Source organism: Legionella pelazae (assembly GCF_052527395.1).
Genome location: NZ_JBNVZS010000018.1, coordinates 19484 through 37838, shown reverse-complemented (window position 1 = coordinate 37838; position 18355 = coordinate 19484). Strand labels below are relative to the sequence as shown.

The window sequence follows — 18355 nt, the reverse complement described above, 5'->3', positions numbered from 1 at the left end:
TAATGATTTTCGTCATAGAACAAATAGAAGGCGTGATGGCATTATCAACCCAAATCTTTCCAGGATTATTTCCTTCAATAACTGACATTACAACAGGAAAGTTAGGTGTGTTCCTAAAAAAAGAAATTATTTGTGATGAATTTTTAATTGGTAGCTTAATCATTGGCTTGCTTATATTACATGTAAATGACTGCCCAGGATAAGTGGGTAGTTGGTTATTTTAGATAATTTACTTAATGGAATAATATTCTCTTAAAGATAACTTATGTTAAGGTTAACTGACAATCTTGAATTAAAGCAGGATTTTGTGGTGTTAAAGAAAAGCTTATTTTAGTATTAGCGCTGTTGCCATAAGCTATAAAAAATCCACATAGCTGACTCTCAGCAATCACTATAATGAAGGATAGAACCTGCTTCTGCAAATAACAAATGAGTCTGCTTTTTTAAATCCTCTCTCGGGAAATCTAAGAAAAAGTTATCTGCAAAAATGTCACTCGCTTCTGCTCCTCGCTAATCAGGTAATAGAGCTATTAGTGCTTTTTTCCTTGCTTTTAATAGGATGATGCTCTTAATTGCCTGTTTGGTAAATACGCCTGTCAATTAAAGTATTTAATATCTGTAGATTAATCTCAATAGTTGATCTTTGATAGCGCTAAAATAATAGCTCCTTCATCAGTTTACTTTTATAAGCAGAAACTAACAATAGACGCTCTTGATATTACAATAAGGTAAATATATTTTTCAGTTGATATAATGTGACTTAGTTAAAATCGATCTACTGGTAATAATCTAGGCTCTTATAGAACAAGTATTTTTCCCTAAATTGTGGTAAAATAAAATTCGAATGAATTATAAAAAAATCAAACTGACTGCTAATTAATACTAATATTATTTTACAGTGAAGCTTTCTGTTAATCTATTAAGGAAAAAGATGAATTTTCAAGCCTTAGGCTTAATTAACCTTCTAGTGCAAAATGTGCATAAATTGGGATATAATAACCCTACACCTATTCAATCCAAAGCTATACCACCTATTTTAAATCAGCAAGATGTCTTAGCTTCAGCGCAAACTGGTACCGGTAAAACCGCGAGTTTTGTATTACCTATTTTACAACTCTTAAGTAAGAAGCCAAGAGCTAAGGACAGGCGAGCTCTTGCCTTAATTCTTACGCCAACACGCGAATTAGCGGCACAAGTTTGCGATAGTATTAAAGAATATAGTCTTAATTTAACGTTACGTTCTACTGTTGTCTTTGGCGGTGTAAAAATTAATCCTCAAATGATGAAGCTACGCTCAGGCGTAGAAATTTTAGTAGCTACCCCTGGTCGTTTAATCGATTTATATCAGCAAAATGCAATTAAATTTGATCAGATAGAAGTTTTTATCCTTGATGAGGCAGATAGAATGCTTGATATGGGCTTCATTCATGATATAAAACGAATTATTCGTTTGTTACCAGTGAAAAGACAAAATTTAATGTTTTCTGCTACATTTTCAAATGACATTAGGTCTTTAGCTAAAGGACTGTTACATAATCCAGTTGAAATTGATGTCGCGCCGCGCAATATTTCGGCCATTAGTATTAAGCAAACTATTCACCCAGTTGATAAGAACCGTAAAGCTGATCTCCTTGGTCATCTGATTCATCATAATAAATGGGATCAGGCGCTTGTTTTTTCGCGCACCAAACATGGCGCCAATAAGCTTGTTAAGCAACTGGCAGAAGCTCAAATCCATGCAGTAGCCATTCATGGCAATAAATCTCAATCGCAAAGAACTAAAGCCTTAACTGAATTTAAAGAAGGAAAAGTGCATGTCTTAGTTGCTACTGACATTGCTGCCCGAGGTATTGATATTGAAAAATTGCCTTGTGTCATTAACTTTGATTTACCGCAGGTTGCAGAAGATTATGTCCACCGTATTGGCAGAACAGGTCGGGCGGGCTTTGTAGGTCAAGCAATATCTCTAGTTAGTGCAGATGAAATAGGGCTGCTACTCGCCATTGAAAAGCTGATCAAAAAGAAGCTTAATCGCAGCGAAATTACGGGTTTTGAACCAGTCCATCATTTACCACAGTCAGTTTCAAAACCACAAACACCAGATAACTACGCTTCCAGATCTAAGGTTAAAAAGGTAAAGAAAAAAACTAAAAAATGGAGTACTACAGTCACCCATAAGGGAAAGAATGCTAAAAACAAATAACAATACTCTTAATTAAGAAGCAAATATAGGTTAAATTATTTTGGCCCACTTTTACTATGGATTGTTGACAATTTAATTTAATAAGAAACCCATGATTGCTAGGTAGGTTGCGACAGTGAAGAACTTCGCGATGTTGTCAATCAAGGCCATCAATCCTTGTCATTCCAAGAATATGTAAATTATCAACGCCCCTAGCAGCAATTCTTGGATATTGCTAAACTCACTTTAATTCAATAAGGGAGAAATTATCATGACTAACAATGATGCAAATAAATTTGCATTCAATTCTTTTGTAACAGCGTTTGCGCCTGGAAATGAACATATGATTGATCAATATTTTGATTCTGACCTTATATTATGTAATCATTCTGTGTCAAAAAAGTTTGATTTAAATGATTTGAAATCACGTTTACCTAATATACACAAAAAATATCAGAATTTAAAAAGTGAAATAAAAGATATCATTGTAGAGAATGACCGTATTGCATTTCATGTAAAACAAAATGCATTTTGTATTATAGATAATAAGCATATTACATTGGATGTCATGAATCTATACAAATTGTACAATGGCAAAGTAAAAGAATGGCAAATTTGGGAAAATTTTAATCAAGGCAAGGCAGACGAGACAATTTAAATTCATTTAAAATTTTTCAAAAATTCTGATAGACTAGATGCTTCCAAAGGCGGGCTAATATAATAACCCTGAATTTGATTACTATGATGATTGCGTAGAAATTCGAGCTGTTCTTTCGTTTCGACCCCTTCTGCTAGAACTTGAAGCCCCATAGATTTAGTCATATTAATGATAGCTTCGATTATATTCTTATCATCTATATTGGTATCAATACCTTGAATAAAGCTTTTATCAATTTTAATTTTGTCAAAAGGAAAAAATTTAACATAGTTAAGGTTAGAATAACCAACTCCAAAATCGTCCATTGCAATTTTAATTCCCATATCTCTTAAAATTCTCATAGTATTAAAGACATCATTAGAGTTTTCTAAAATAATATGTTCCGTAATTTCTAGCTCTAAATAATGTGGTTCAAGGCCGCTCTCCTTAAGAGCTTCCTTAACAATTTGGATAAAATCTTTTCTCAATATTTGACTTCCGGAAATATTGACTGCCACAGTTAAATCTGAAAACCCGGCTTCCTGCCATCTTTTAGTTTGTAAGCAGGCTGTACGTAAGACCCAATTCCCAATTGGAATAATTAATCCTGTTTTCTCTGCAGTAGAGAGAAAACTATTTGGGGCAAGCATACCTAATTTTGGATGATTCCATCTTAACAAAGCTTCAACGCCAATTATCTTATTTGAGGCTACACTGACAAGTGGTTGATAAAAGAGAATAAATTCGTCATTTTCTATTGCTTTTTGCAGTGCTGACTCTAACTCTACTCGCTTTATTAAATTATAGTTAAGCTCACTGGTATAAAATTGAAAATTACTTCTGCCTGTTTCCTTGGCATGGTAGAGGGCAGTATCAGCATTTTTTAAAAGTTCATCTGGGGTTTCCCCATCTAGAGGATAGACACTAATACCAATACTACCTGCTACTTTGACCTGCCTTCCCTGAATTGAAAAAGGAGTATTAAATATTTCTTGCAGGTCTTCAGCTAGCGCAGTAAAATTATCGAGATTGATTTGCCCAGTTAAGATAATAACGAATTCGTCGCCACCAAAACGTGTAACAGTATCAGATTCCCTAAAGCAGTTTTTCATCCTTACCGAAACTAAATTAAGTAACTCATCGCCCGCTTTATGGCCAAGCGTATCATTAATTTGTTTAAAATTATCTAAATCGAGTATAAATATACCTACAAATAGATTACTACGCTTGGCGTAGTTTATAGCTTGCTGTAGGCGATCCATTAAAATAATACGATTCGGTAATCCAGTTAAAGTATCATGGGTAGCTAAATGGAGGAGTTCCTCCTGTAAATGTTTATTTTCTGTGATCTCTCGAAAGCTTAAGACGACGCCAAGCGTATAATCTTCTAAACCATGAGAAAAATAATGGGAATATAATTCAAATATCTGTCCTGTATATAATTTTAATTCTTTTACACTTTCCATTTTAGGTTGCCTGCATAAGTTTAAAATCATGGCTAAGCACTCGCTCGAATTTTCAACTTGTGAGGCTAGTTTTTGCAAGACTTCTAATGAATTTCCTTTTTCAATTAATTCTGCAGACATATTCCATAAATTTAAAAATTTTTGATTATAAATTAAGATATTTTCATTTTGATCCAATGCGAGAATACCCTCTTGTGTAGATTCTATCGTCGCTCTAGTTAATGTTAAATTCTTATCAAGATTGGTATTCGCATTTTCCAGCTCAGCAGTACGTTCAGCTACTGCCTTCTCTAAATTTTTAATTTGTAGCAAAACTTCACGTTTAAGCTCCCATTTTTTTAAAAGAGCTGATGTCAGCTGCCTAACCTCAATAACGTCAAAAGGTTTTTTTAAAATAAGTAGATTATCTTGACCATCTAATATTTTTGAAATCTCTTCTAAAGAGTAATCAGAATGAGCTGAACAAATAACCATTTGTATGTTAGGGTCTACTTCCCATAATTTTTTAATTGTTAACACCCCGTCCCATCCTGGCGGCATACGTATATCTACAAAAGCGAGCGCATAGGGTTCATCAGTTTCAATAGCTTTTTTAACCAATTGCAAAGCTTCCTGGCCTTGAAAGGCTGAATGCAACGTTATAGTTTGAGCTTCACGTGTTTCCGGCAAATTGGCTGAGTTAAATAAATTATTAAATGTTTCCTGAAATGAGTCTGCCTTCTCATTTTTTACATTTAATATCTTATAGAAATCTTCATGTATTGCCTGATTATCATCCACTAACAAAACTTTATTTTGCTGAACTTTAGACATACTCTTCTTGCTTCCTTTCTAAAGAAAAATCTTTGCCTATTTTATAAGGGAAAATCATTCTAAAAGTAGCACCTTTTCCCTCACCTTCCGAGCTAGCTTTTAAAGATCCTCTCATTTCAGCAGCGGCTATAGCACTGGCATGTAGACCAAAGCCATGGCCATTTTTCTTAGTAGTAAAACCATGATGAAAAATTTTATCTAAATTTTGTGCACTAATACCAAGGCCATTATCTATGACTTCAATATAAAATTTATCTTCATTTACCAAACCTGTACGTAAGGTAATAGTTTTATCATGTTGGGTAGAGGCCAAAAGGGATTGCTTAGCATTATCAATTAAATTGATTAAAATCTGTGTTAGCTTGGACTTATCAATATAAATTGGTTTAAGTTTTGAATATACTTTTTTTATATTAATATTATGACGCTTAAAATTTATACTTACCATAATCAGCGCTACTTCGATCACATCGTCAATACAAATTAGCTCTTCAAATTTAACAATGCCACTTAATTTCTGCTGCGCTGCAATAATATTTTTAATATGCTGAACATTTTGAATCAGTTGACTTAATTCTTTTTTAGCTGCCTCAAACTCACTATGCCAATATTCAGCCATTTTGTTTAAGAAAAGGGGTATTTTTGCTCCGCGTGGGTCAATGGTAATAAATTCGCCTAAATTTTGCTGGTGCTCGCTAATTAAGCTGTTTAAATCTTTTAAATTTTGTAAATTAATATTTTTCAGATGATCTGTAATTAGCGCTGAAGAGACATTTACGCTATTTAAAGCATTACCTACATTATGAAGCACATTAGAGGCCACTTCCGCCATGCCTGCTTTTCTGGCCATTTCTATTGAGTTAGCATGTAACTTAGCTTGCAAGCTAGAGAGAATAAGCGCAATACTCATAATAACAATAGTAACAATTGCGATACTAATAGCCAATATATTGTGATTTACAGCATGGCCTGTATGAACATGGTCGGTGGTAGTAGGTAAAAAAATAGCAGCTTCCATACCAATATAATGCATTCCACAAATAGCCGCGCCCATAATAAGAGCGCTAATAATCTTTAAACGCACTTTTGCCCGTGTGGACACTTGGGAGCTCTTTATAGCTAGGTATAAAGCAGCCTCTGACGCAATAATGGCAACAATAATTGAAAGAAAGAAAAGACCAGGTAGATATCGTATCTCCATGCCTAACATAGCAGACATACCCACATAATGCATAGATGCAATAGAGAATCCTAGTATTATTCCACCAAGGGCAAGCGCTCTTATTTTAACTTCTTTATTTTGCAATAAAGAAAAGGCAATTCCTGATGCAATTATTGCAATTAGCATAGATAAACCAGTCAGGAAAGGATCATAGGCCATGGGCATAGGCATAATAAACGCTAACATACCAATAAAGTGCATTGACCAAATACCCGCGCCCATTGCGAAAGCGCCTCCTAAAATCCACCAAATTTTATTATTAAAAGAAGTTCCAATATCACGTACACGGTTAGCAATATCAAGAGCGACATAGGAAGCGCCAACTGCAACTAAGTAGGAAAGAATAACTAAAGGTAAACTATAAGTTCCTTGAATTTGATTAGCTGGTATAGATGAAAGTTGGAAAAAATCCGCTAACATATCTTTCCTTAATTAGATTTTTCCCTTAAAACTACCAAGTAGTTTAAAAGGAATAATTCATAAATTCCCTACTTTCGCTAAAATTAATACTTATTTATCTTTTAAATTATAGCTAATAAAATAAAGAATGTAGTCCAAAATTGTTAGGCTTACTTTAAAGATTACTGACTTAAATAATTGACTAACTAAATTATGTTTATGTACTTTAAACTGGAACTAGTGTTAAATTTTCCATAGACTGAGCCTGGGTTATAACTTCCGTCTAAGGCTTTCAAAAACCACCGAACAGCTGAAAAAGAAATTTTCAGGTTGATGCTTCTTTATCTCATAAAACTTTTCTTAATAGACTATTTTTATGATTTCCAACTCCTCTTTCCCACTTGGTGTTTCAACTATAACAATATCCCCAATTTCAGCTTTTAATAATGCTCTGCCAACAGGAGAATTCCAGCTTATCTTACCTTGTTCAATATCTGCTTCATCAAAGCCAACTAATTTTACGGTTTTCTCTGTATCTTGTTGGGAATAAGTCACTGTTGCTCCAAAAAATACTTTTTGAAGATTTTTTTGTAAGGTTGGATCGACTACGCAAGCTGTTTCAATTCGCTTATTAAGATAGCGTATTCGGCGATCAATTTCTCTTAAGCGCCTTTTTCCATAAATATAATCACCATTTTCAGATCGGTCGCCATTTCCTGCTGCCCACCTTACCACTTCAACAATTTTTGGCCGCTCCACATAAAATAACGCCTGCAATTCTTTTTGTAACATCTCTAATCCATAGGGAGTAACATAATTTTTGGTATTACCCATTATAATTTCTGGTAGTTCATCCCTCTCTTCATGATTAGTTTCTTTAGTGAATGCCTTACTCATAGGTGTCATCCTCGTTTAATTTAGAAAGCAAAAAACTAACCAGTCAAATAGACCTAATTAATTAACTTTTCTAAGTAAAAAGATATTGAAGAGCTTTATTGTTTGAATAATTTAAGTATAAATTTTCAACAATGAAGTCCAAATTAAATGTAAGCAAAGATATATAATTTAATTATATAAAATTTTTAACTTAATTTTTGCCTTAATTAACAATTACTCATACTAGAAATTTAAGTACCAGCTTAAAAATAATATCATCTCATAAAAAACTAACTTTGATTGAACCTATAAAAGTTAAGTAAATTTAAAATAAATAGAATTTATTGGATTACGGCTAAAAAAGCCTTTTTCTAATTAGAACTTATATGGTTTTAAATATAATCAAATTGATCATATTTAATGAAATAAGGTATACTAGCTTAATTAGATATACTACGCATTAAACTTTATAGAAAGGTTAAAAAGTGTCTAAAAATGAGTTGTTAGCAGTATATAAGGACGGGTTAATAGCATGTATGTTTGCTTAAAGCCTAAGACGCCCGTTGTGATCACTTAAGAAAAGAACACTAATGAGAATATACTAAGCCTTTGAAAGTAATAGCGAAATACTAAAAAGAAAAGCCCGAATTAATTTAAATTATCTTAACCACAACTCGTTATATAATATGACAAAAAATTCACTAAAAACCTTATGTATTTTTTTATCAGCGATATTTTATATAGTATCGTTGTGTTTACCAGCAGCTATTACGCCTGATTTTGAAAGAGGACTTTTACAAGTAAATTATGGTTACGAACTCTTCTTGTTTGGATGGTTGGGCTTAATTTCTTTTCAACTTGCCTGGCTAGCGAATCCTCTTTATATTATTGCGTTAATCACTTATGGTTCAAAAACTAGCCGTTATCTATGTATTCTGGCCCTTTTCTTTGCTTTATTATCTCCCTTTGTAATTGTCGAAAAACTACTCTTAGGTTTTTATTTCTGGCTTGGAAGTATGGCTATTCTGCTCTACGGCAATAACCTACATAACTTATCCAGTGAGTAACATCGATTTATGCTAAGATAAATTTTTATCCGACATGCGATTGACCACGTCATATGCCCTACAGTTTTCTTCGCCATAAGGATTCATTTGAAATATTTAAATACTTCATTGGTTATTTGCGCTACATTTTGTCGAATAAAATTAATCTTTTTCACAATGATAAAAAAATGTCTTCTCCGGTAAATAACATCATAATTTTCTTCTTCCAATCTAAAATTTTCTCGATTATATTTAACGACTATTAAAACAAGGAAGAATCCTCAAAGGAGAAGGAATTAATGACCTCTTTAAAAAAAACTGCCTTAAGTATGTTTATTATTAGTGTTTGCAATACTCAGCCTTCTGTGGCTGGTAGTATGGGGCCAGTTACTGGATGTGATCAAACTAATTTTTTTATTGGGATGAATGCTCTTTATCTTCAGCCCCGTAATGATGATTTAGATTATGCAACAGTTTTTACTAGGCGCCCTACGCATACCTATAATGTTGACTTAGACTATGATTGGGGATTTCATCTTTTTGGCGGAATAAAATTTTATAACAATAACGATATAACTTTTGCATGGCAAAGACTTCATACGAGTGATCGCGAAACCATTTTTCCTGATGAAGATTTCGCTGTAGAGCCACGTTGGTTGCCTCAAGGCGCTTGGACATCGGTACTAGGTAAAACTAGTTTTGATTATGATGAAGTGTCCGGTGTTATTGCTCATACGCATCCTTTTAATAATGGTTGGTTGATTCGCTATGGAATAGGTGCTGAATATGCAGAAATTGACTCAAGATTTTTAGTCCATGCTACAACAGACTCAATAACAGTAAATCGAGGATTTACTAATATCAGCGATTTTCATGGGGTAGGACCGCGAATTGAAGGAGACGTATTTTATAATCTCTTTCAGGGGATTAATGTATTTGCAAGTGCCAATGCTGCCTTGCTAATCGGATCTAGAGAATTTCATCTATCAGCACATCATCGTAGTGATTCAAGCAGATTCTTTGAGGGTAGGTTAACACAAATACCAAAATTTGGCCTTCGAGTGGGCGTAGATTATAAGCATCCTTTCGGTCTCTTAGGTGCCGGTAAAAGCGCTACTATTGATTTTCAAGTTGGCTGGCAAGCCGAAACTTATTTTGATGCCATTGAGCATCCTTCGACTGGCGTCATTGGTGGAGAAGGCTCAATAAGCACTGTTTTGCCTCGAACATCTAACTATAGTAATCAAGGATTATTCTTCGGTGTCACATTATCCACCGATTGTTTATAAGGATTTCAGACTTAATGTGGCCTTTTGATAAATGATGTTATCTCCTTTACAAATGAGCAGTGCGATACCAGGCATCCTTTGGCCGCCTGCTCCACATCCAATGGGTGCTCAGTTATATTACCAACTTAATTATTTTAATTGTTCAGAAAAATTTCCAATTGCTGAAATTTTGAAAAATCAATTTAGCCAATTATTAATTTTATTAAATTATTCACGGCAAACTGTTCCTTATTATCAGGATAAACTAAAGCATCTACCTACGTTCAAAAACTGGGAAGCGTTGCAACAAGCCTGGAAAGAAATACCTCTACTAACACGAGAAGATCTTCAACAGGCAAGAGAGTCTATTTTTGCAATGCAAGTTCCTTCAGGTCACGAACCCTCAGAGTTACTTAGTACAAGCGGCTCAACAGGAAGGCCCGTTACAGTCAAAGGTAATATCGCCACTCAGTTTTATTGGAATGCTTTCTCACTTAGAAATCATCTCTGGCATGGGGATGAATTTGATAAGTCCTTTGCTAGTATTCGTTATACGGAGAATAAAGATGCTCTGCCGCCTTTGGGAACTAAATTTTTATCCTGGAGCCCTGCTACTTATCCGATTGTGAAAACAGGACCCTGCTATCATCTCACGTTATGCACGCCAGAAGAAGAGGCGATATGGCTTCAACGAGTAAACCCAGATTATTTAAATTGTAATCCCTCTACTCTAAGGGAAATTACCCTTTACTTAGCTAAGCATGGCAAAAAATTAGGTAATCTTAAGAAGATACATACTCATAGTGAAATAGTTGAACCCGCTTTACGTGATTTAGTTAAAGAAGTATTTGATGTTCCCTTAGTTGATAATTATTCTTCAAAAGAGTGCGGATATATTGCACTAGAATGCCCTGTTAGTGGCTATTACCATGTGCAGTCTGAAAATGTTTTGGTTGAAATATTAGACGAGAATAATAAACCCTGTGCTGTTAATCAACCTGGACGAGTTGTCGTAACGGTACTCCATAATTTTTCCTCTCCCTTAATTCGCTATGATATCGGGGATTATGCTATTCCTGGTGATATCTGCTCATGTGGAAGAAATCTTCCTGTATTGAAACAGATTTTAGGAAGAAAACGAAACATGTTGCAAATGCCTGGGGGACAACGATTTTGGCCAGCGTTTGCAAGTCAGGGTATTCGTATGATGGATCTTTTTTCTTGCTCTCAATTCCAAGTTGTACAAACCTCATTAACGGAACTTCAGATCAACTTGGTGAGAGCCACCTCATTCACAGCGCAAGAGGAACAAGTCATTCGAGATAAACTCAAAATAATTTTTAATTACCCTTTTAATTTTTATTTTAATTTTGTTGATTCAATTCCACGCAGCGCAGGTGGAAAATTTGAGGATTTTATATCACTCATTGAATAGCTCTAGCCTTGATGCAACGCAGCGTAATCAAGAAATTATTCATTTCAAAATTAATCTATTAAAGACAACATTGATCTAATGGTTTAGAAAATACTAGATCACATTAAAATAAATAACCTTGTGCGCTACGCTGGCTAAGGAGATTTAATCGAAGTAGATATTTCAAATTTATCTTCTTACTACAAGTCCTATCAAGACAGTATCTAGCGCAGGAGTATGGTCAGGATCGTGAATATCTCCTTGCCAAAATATATAACTATAGGTAGCTTCGAAAGTTACATAGGGATTAACTGGAATATCGATACCACCAGCTACAACTGGACGATAAGAATGCTCATGGAATCGAACGCCATTACTGAGGCGAAGATCAGTGTTTACATAAGCTGCACCAGCTTTAGCAAAAACGGTTGCCTTTTCGAATGGTTGGTAAGAAAGTTTACCTAGCAAATCCAATGAATAGGTATTTCCTTTCATTTTGACGCGACTTTCACTACCAGACTGGAAAAAGGTCGTAATATGCCAGATAAGATCACTATAAAGTCCTACTCCAGCCTCAACAGCTAAAAATGGATTGAACTCATAACCAGCCATTAATCGCCCTGCGGGCCCGTCATCGGATTTATCGGTATTAACTGAAGTAATAACGAAACCATTAAATTCGCTAGTTCCAGGATCGCCATTTTTAAAGCTTTGGTTCCCATAACCCGCTTGAGCGCCCAAGTAAAATGGATGAGCGGGAGCAAAAGCGACACCATCACAAAAGACATTTTGAATAGGGCTGAAAACGCTCAAAATACCTACCCATTTTAATTTATTAATTTCTAACATAAATTACTCTTTCCAATTTATTTAAGCAGTGATCATTAAAGAAAAATAGAAAAAAGTCCATCTTAATAAATAAAAATATGTAAGGAAAAACTTCTTTTATATCAATTACAGCAAGCTTAAACTCGATATAGAGCGGCATAATCAAGCTATTATGTATATTTACAAAACTATCTCTAATTTAAAGTATTACATTTGCTCAATTTTAAATAAATAATTGCAACGCATATAGTGATTAAATGAAAAAGTTAGATCAATGGTATAATAGTTAATTAAGTTATATTTAATTCGTTTAATAAGCTGAATTAGCTTAGTTAGAAAATACTACTCTATTAAGCTATTACAATTTAAATAGGCGTATTTTCTTTTTGCAAAATAGGGAATAAATATTTCCAATATGATGGCAATATATCCAGAAGCAGACATAGCATAAGTATACATATTTTGGGAAAATAAAGATAAAATTAACGGAGGTGTAAAGGTAGCTACGCCTACCCAAAAACGATTTTTTGCTTTCATTACATCCACTAAAAAATCAAATACGCCTAATGAAACGCAAATAAATGATCCAAATAAAGCCACGACTTGAAATGTCGACAATAATTGCGACATCACTGTTGAATGTAAATAAAATTTTAAACTATGATTAAATGCTAGCAATTGATTATTACTTTGATAAATACTCAATAAGCCATGCTTACCCTCACTAGGGATCAAAGTATAGATGGTGTAAAGCCATGAGATATATAAAAGTAAAACAACAGTCGTGCTGGTAATCAACATCCATTGAAACAAATTTCGATTATCACGGCCATAGTATGAAACTAGACTGGGAATAATAAATTGATAGCCAAAGGCATTAACAATAACCATAAGCAATGCAAATGCGCCTGTTGGATTTCCGACTATTTTTGTAGAAACGGAACTTGTTGCATACATAGAACCAAAGATAATAGCGATTCCTAATAAACACAATTTAAAGCTAACCAATACAACATTGAGGCGTATAATAATTTTGGCGCTAATAATAACTATTGTACCCAATATAATTACACAACCCAGGCTAATATTAAAATGCGATAACAAAGGATGAGACCATGTTAAATGACTCATAATTAACGAAGTGCAGCCAGAAATATAAGAAGATAATGAGAAATAAAGCAGCCATAAAAATAGAGTAACGGTGATAAGCTGCATCTTGTCACCTAAATATTTTCCAACAATACTATAATAAGAGTTATATTTTTCAGGACAACTTAAAATTAAGTCCAGCACATATAGCCCAGTTTTAGTCATGACCAACCACGAGGCAAGAATAAAAACCAATGTAGTTGAAAATCCATAATTAGCAGAGACAATTGGAATAGCAAGAATACCACCGCCAATAATCGCGCCAATGATAAGAAAAGTACCGCTTAAAAAACGTAACATGAATTACCTCTTAGGAAGATAGAAACAATGAGTTTCTAATCAAAACGCTTTTGATATCTGGCTAAGGTTCATGAGTGAAACATCAAATTATGCTTAATAATGACCTTTACCAATAAAATTATGTATAGGTCGAAATATTAGCATACTAAATAGATTAATTAACATAAATATACATTTTTTAGTTATAAAGGTGCATAAATATTAATATATTTCGCATAAATATAAATAAAGACGGTAAAGCTCTTTATTAATACTCTAAAAAACTTCTCGGGCGGGGACTAAATATTACACAAGAAAGCAAGCGTAGCAACGCTTAAATTAGTAAGATCACAATGCTTTATGTCTAACACGTTTACAATAATATTTATTAGTCATAGACAAAATATCAGGGCTAATATAAATTTGCCCTTCATTTCTGTGCATAGTTTATTAAAAATTTTTAAAGTAAAATTTTTTAATTATTTCTTAAACCTTTTGATGGAAGATTTATATGACCATAACAATGAATGTATTTATTAATGGAACTGATGAAACTGCAGATGATTTATCTTCTTATGAAGGTATTACATCGCTAGCTAATGTCCTGCACGCCTTGGCCATTAAAAATGATAAAACAGTCAATTATTGCTTAGATGGTTGTGGTATTAATAATCAACATCCATTAGATTTAGGAGCCATTTTTACATTCAATTTAGAAAAACAAGTTAATGACATTGTAAAGAAAGTCAAATCTATAATTGATGAAAATGGAAAAGTACATTTAAATTTATATGGATTTAGTCGAGGTGGCGCGGCAGTCTTATGGATTTGCAAAAAATTAAAAGATATTTCTAATGATAAGTTATCTATTAATGCCTCTGCATTTGAGCCGGTTCCGGGTAACTTTATACGTGGTGCTTATGCAGATAAATTAACTGGTACCTGCGCTACTTTGGCAAGTCAAATTGCAGATTTAAGTGATTGTAACAATATTAATAGAATACAGGTATTGTTTACTGCTGACCCTTTACCGGATATTGCCTGTCATGGCCCTATCTTACCTATATTGCCTAAAAATACTTTTACTCAGGCGGATGTAACTTCTGGTTGCCATAAAAGTGCTGAACGATTTATTGTTACTGCACATTCTGTAAGACCTAGCAATAAGCATTCATTAATTGCCTTTCACCAAATTGTCGATTTCCTAGAAGAAAGTGGCCTAGAGTTTGATTTTTCCCAATTAGCATTATCGACTAAGTTAAGAGATAGAAGCACTCAAAACAAACTAAGTATATTAAAACAAATTACTGTTGAACCTTCTCACCGCGCTATGCATTTTTATAATGAAATCAAAGTAAAAGATTTCTCAATAAACGGTGTTCAATATGTTAATTTGTATCATCAAAGTTTAGAGGGCAAAGAACATGATATGTCTCAGTGCGCTTTAGTATTAAAAGAATATAATCCAGCACCAACCTATAGCAATGGTTTAAAGAGTTTTGGCTTATTTACTACATCCACTGTCGCCGCCGCAAGTACAGCTGTACTATATTCAGCAAGCAGTTCTTATAATAAATAATTTATGTTTAGACAAGAAGTGGGCGTCTTATAGGTCACCTACTTCCGATTATAGTTATACCATAATTTATTAACTACTACTTTTTCGTTTATGAAATAAATAGTACAGCCCAGGCAATACAAGTAATGTTAGAAAAGTTGAGGAAATGATGCCGCCAATTACCACGGTAGCGAGTGGCCTTTGCACTTCTGAGCCTGTGCCTGTTGCTAAAGCCATTGGAAGGAATCCTAAGGAAGCGACTAGCGCAGTCATAAGTACTGGCCTTAACCGTGCCACTGCTCCCTGGTGTATGGCTTCTTCTAAAGTTAACTTTTTCTCTTGGCGTAATTTATTGATAAAAGTAATCATCACCAGCCCATTTAAAACTGCAATTCCTGACAAAGCAATAAAGCCTACTCCCGCCGAAATAGAGAATGGAATAGCACGCAACCAGAGCGCTATAACACCCCCAGTAAGCGCTAAGGGTACGCCAGTAAATACTAGTAAAGCACTTTTTACCTCGCCTAGTGCCATAAACAATAATAAAAATATGATTATTAGAGTAATGGGAACAACAATTTGTAAGCGCTTGGTAGCCGACTCTAATTGTTCAAATTGCCCTCCCCAAGCAATCCAATAACCACTTGGAATTTTAATAGTTTCATCAATTTTCTGTTTTGCTTCGGTAATAAAGGTACTTAAATCTCGGTTGCGAATATTTGCAGTAATAACTACCCGTCTCTTACCATTTTCACGGCTGATTTGATTAGGACCTTCACTTTGTATCATTTTGGCAACTTCCGTAAGTGGTATAAAATGCCTATCGCCCTTTGCTGTTTCTGGTAGCGGCAGCAAAATGTGTTGCAAAAAGTTAGGATCACTTCGTAATGCCTCTGGAAGGCGTACGATTAAATCAAAGCGTTTATCCCCTTCAAGTAATACGCCCGCCTTTTCGCCATCCAATGCAATATCAATCACTTCTTGTACCTCTCTTATATGCACCCCGTAACGTGCTAGAGCAGGCCGATCAATCTCAATTGTAATAAGAGGTAAACCTGTAACTTGCTCAACTTTAACATCAGCAGCCCCTGGAATCTTTTCTAATACCTTGCCAATAGCTTCTGCACTCTCAAGTAAAGTTGGCATATCATCACCAAATACCTTGACAGCTACGTCACTTCTTACGCCAGAAATAAGTTCATTAAAACGCATTTGAATAGGCTGAGTAAATTCGTAATTATTGCCCGGAATTTTTAAAACAGCTTCTTCTAGTTCATGAATAAATTGTTGTTTTGTCTTTTTAGGATTTGGCCACTTACTACGTGGTTTCAAAATAATAAATGTATCAGCGACATTGGGCGGCATAGGATCGGTTGCAATTTCAGCAGTACCCAATTTAGCAAAGACATTCTGGACTTCTGGAAATTGCTTGATGCGCTGCTCTAGTAGATGTTGCATTTGTACTGCTTGGGTTAGACTTGTACCAGGAATCCGAAGTGCATGCAGAGCAATATCGCCTTCATCAAGATTTGGAATAAACTCACTGCCTAAACGTAAGGCAATGACTAAGCTTACAAAAATTAACAAGCATGCTAGAATAAGCACTGCAATACGATGTCTAAAACAGTGAACTAATAACCATCGATACCCTCTAGCTGCAAACTGGACCAGTCGATTGTCTTTTTCCTGAATATCTCCACGTAAAAAAACTGCGATAGCAGCAGGAATAAAGGTTAAGGCAAATAAAAGAGACGCCAGTAAAGCCATAATCACTGTTTCTGCCATGGGTAAAAACATTTTACCCTCAACACCTGTAAGCGTGAGAATTGGAAGGTAAACTATGGTGATAATAGATACGCCAAAGACACTCGGACGTATCACTTCGGTGGTAGCTGAAGCTGTAATGTCTAATCGCTCTTCGGTAGTTAATCTACGTTGTAGGCGATGCTGCTGCAATCCTAATTGCTTCATGCAATTTTCAACGATAATCACTGCACCATCGACAATTAAGCCAAAATCTAATGCACCTAAACTCATTAAGTTTGCACTAATTTGATTGGTGACCATCCCTGTTATAGTAAGTAGCATAGATAGAGGAATTACAAAAGCGGTAATAAGAGCAGCGCGGACGTTCCCTAGAAATAAAAAGAGCACAGCACACACTAAAAGTGCCCCTTCTAATAAGTTATTTTTGACGGTATTTATAGTGGCATTCACTAAGGTAGTACGATTATAAACAGGCTTTGCTTCTACCCCTGGCGGTAATGTTTTATTAATAGCCAGTAATTTATTAGCTACTCTTTCAGAAACTGTACGACTATTTTCGCCCATTAACATAAACACTGTGCCCATGACAACTTCTTTGCCACTTTCCGTAGCGGCTCCCGTACGTAGTTCCTTACCTAAACTTACTTTCGCCACATCACGAATATGGATTGGAATTCCTTCATAAGCAGTTATATCAATATCATTAATTTCATTCATGTTGTTAATCTGGCCTGGAACGCGAATTAAGTATTGCTCTCCATTGCGCTCAATATAACCTGCCCCAGTATTTGCATTATTGTGTTCTAGAGCAGTAAGCACGTCCTTAAAACTTAAATTAAAATAAGCTAATTTCATTGGATCAGGCGTCACATGGTATTGTTTTTTAAACCCACCAACTGCATTAACCTCCGCCACCCCTGGAACGTTACGCAACTGAGGTTTAATTATCCAATCTTGAATAGTACGCAATTCCATTGGAGAAAACTGCTTGTCCTTAGCCAGCCTTGGCTGATTGCTCACGGTATACATGAAAATCTCGCCAAGTCCTGTTGAAATGGGTCCCATAGAAGGTTCTAATTCTTGCGGTAATTTACTTCTAATTTCTTGGAGTCTCTCACTAACGAGCTGGCGTGCAAAATAAATATTGGTACCATCTTTGAAGACAACAGTAACTTGTGAGAGGCCGTAACGCGACAAAGAGCGAGTATAATCTAAAGAAGGCATACCAGCCATGGCCGTTTCTATAGGAAAAGTCACCCGTTGCTCGACTTCTAAAGGAGTAAATCCAGGTGCTTGAGTATTAATTTGTACTTGAACATTAGTAATATCAGGAACAGCATCAATGAGTAAATATTGGAAGTTATACATCCCAAGTAGAGCTATAGCAAAAGTAAATAATAAGATGAATCCACGATGTTTTAATGAAAAATAAATTATTTTTTCAAGCATCT

General features: G+C 34.8%; 13 protein-coding genes. 7 read left to right on the top strand and 6 right to left on the bottom strand.

Translation table 11 applies throughout. The features are described from left to right. Window positions 1-2: 2 nt before the first annotated feature. The 3 genes from ACQUW5_RS14285 (at window position 3) to ACQUW5_RS14275 (ending at window position 2840) form a co-directional block, all read left to right on the top strand. Window positions 3-203 carry a hypothetical protein gene (locus ACQUW5_RS14285; RefSeq protein WP_444991946.1) on the top strand — a complete coding sequence of 67 codons (201 nt, stop codon included), beginning with the start codon at window positions 3-5 and terminating at the stop codon, window positions 201-203. A gap of 728 nt (window positions 204-931) precedes the next feature. Beyond that, entirely contained in the window at window positions 932-2203 is a 1272-nt protein-coding gene (locus ACQUW5_RS14280) for a DEAD/DEAH box helicase (RefSeq protein ID WP_444991945.1), read from the top strand. Between the two features lie 250 nt (window positions 2204-2453). After that, window positions 2454-2840 carry a hypothetical protein gene (locus ACQUW5_RS14275; RefSeq protein ID WP_444991944.1) on the top strand — a complete coding sequence of 129 codons (387 nt, stop codon included), beginning with the start codon at window positions 2454-2456 and terminating at the stop codon, window positions 2838-2840. A gap of 2 nt (window positions 2841-2842) precedes the next feature. On the opposite strand, the gene ACQUW5_RS14270 is transcribed toward ACQUW5_RS14275, so the two are convergent. The 3 genes from ACQUW5_RS14270 to greB all read right to left on the bottom strand — a co-directional run bounded on the left by ACQUW5_RS14270 (window position 2843) and on the right by greB (window position 7616). Continuing rightward, window positions 2843-5098 carry an EAL domain-containing protein gene (locus ACQUW5_RS14270; RefSeq protein WP_444991943.1) on the bottom strand — a complete coding sequence of 752 codons (2256 nt, stop codon included), beginning with the start codon at window positions 5096-5098 and terminating at the stop codon, window positions 2843-2845. Then, window positions 5091-6740, bottom strand: a complete 1650-nt coding sequence (locus tag ACQUW5_RS14265; protein WP_444991942.1) for an MHYT domain-containing protein — start codon at window positions 6738-6740, stop codon at window positions 5091-5093. The genes ACQUW5_RS14270 and ACQUW5_RS14265 overlap by 8 nt, the downstream gene beginning before the upstream one ends. Before the next feature lie 339 nt (window positions 6741-7079). Further along, on the bottom strand, window positions 7080-7616 hold the full coding sequence (gene greB / locus ACQUW5_RS14260; RefSeq protein ID WP_444991941.1) for a transcription elongation factor GreB: 537 nt from the start codon (window positions 7614-7616) through the stop codon (window positions 7080-7082). Window positions 7617-8281: 665 nt separating this feature from the next. Here greB and ACQUW5_RS14255 point away from each other — a divergent pair. From ACQUW5_RS14255 to ACQUW5_RS14245, 3 genes are all read left to right on the top strand, one after another. Continuing rightward, window positions 8282-8662: a hypothetical protein gene (locus tag ACQUW5_RS14255; protein ID WP_444991940.1), complete on the top strand. Its 381-nt coding sequence runs from the start codon at window positions 8282-8284 to the stop codon at window positions 8660-8662. A gap of 278 nt (window positions 8663-8940) precedes the next feature. Beyond that, window positions 8941-9930, top strand: coding sequence for an Lpg1974 family pore-forming outer membrane protein (locus ACQUW5_RS14250; protein WP_444991939.1), 990 nt, complete (start codon window positions 8941-8943; stop codon window positions 9928-9930). Window positions 9931-9961: 31 nt separating this feature from the next. After that, window positions 9962-11344 (top strand): phenylacetate--CoA ligase family protein, encoded by a 1383-nt coding sequence (locus ACQUW5_RS14245; protein ID WP_444991938.1) that lies wholly within the window; start codon window positions 9962-9964, stop codon window positions 11342-11344. 168 nt (window positions 11345-11512) lie between these two features. Here ACQUW5_RS14245 and ACQUW5_RS14240 read toward each other — a convergent pair whose 3' ends face one another. After that, window positions 11513-12136, bottom strand: coding sequence for an outer membrane beta-barrel protein (locus tag ACQUW5_RS14240; protein ID WP_444991937.1), 624 nt, complete (start codon window positions 12134-12136; stop codon window positions 11513-11515). A gap of 357 nt (window positions 12137-12493) precedes the next feature. Further along, complete coding sequence (locus ACQUW5_RS14235; protein WP_444991936.1) at window positions 12494-13600, bottom strand: aromatic amino acid transport family protein; 1107 nt, start codon at window positions 13598-13600, stop codon at window positions 12494-12496. A 490-nt stretch (window positions 13601-14090) separates the two neighbouring features. Here ACQUW5_RS14235 and ACQUW5_RS14230 point away from each other — a divergent pair, with 490 nt between their 5' ends. Continuing rightward, window positions 14091-15158: a hypothetical protein gene (locus ACQUW5_RS14230; protein ID WP_444991935.1), complete on the top strand. Its 1068-nt coding sequence runs from the start codon at window positions 14091-14093 to the stop codon at window positions 15156-15158. 69 nt (window positions 15159-15227) lie between these two features. Here ACQUW5_RS14230 and ACQUW5_RS14225 read toward each other — a convergent pair whose 3' ends face one another. Then, entirely contained in the window at window positions 15228-18353 is a 3126-nt protein-coding gene (locus ACQUW5_RS14225) for an efflux RND transporter permease subunit (RefSeq protein ID WP_444991934.1), read from the bottom strand. Window positions 18354-18355: the final 2 nt, after the last annotated feature.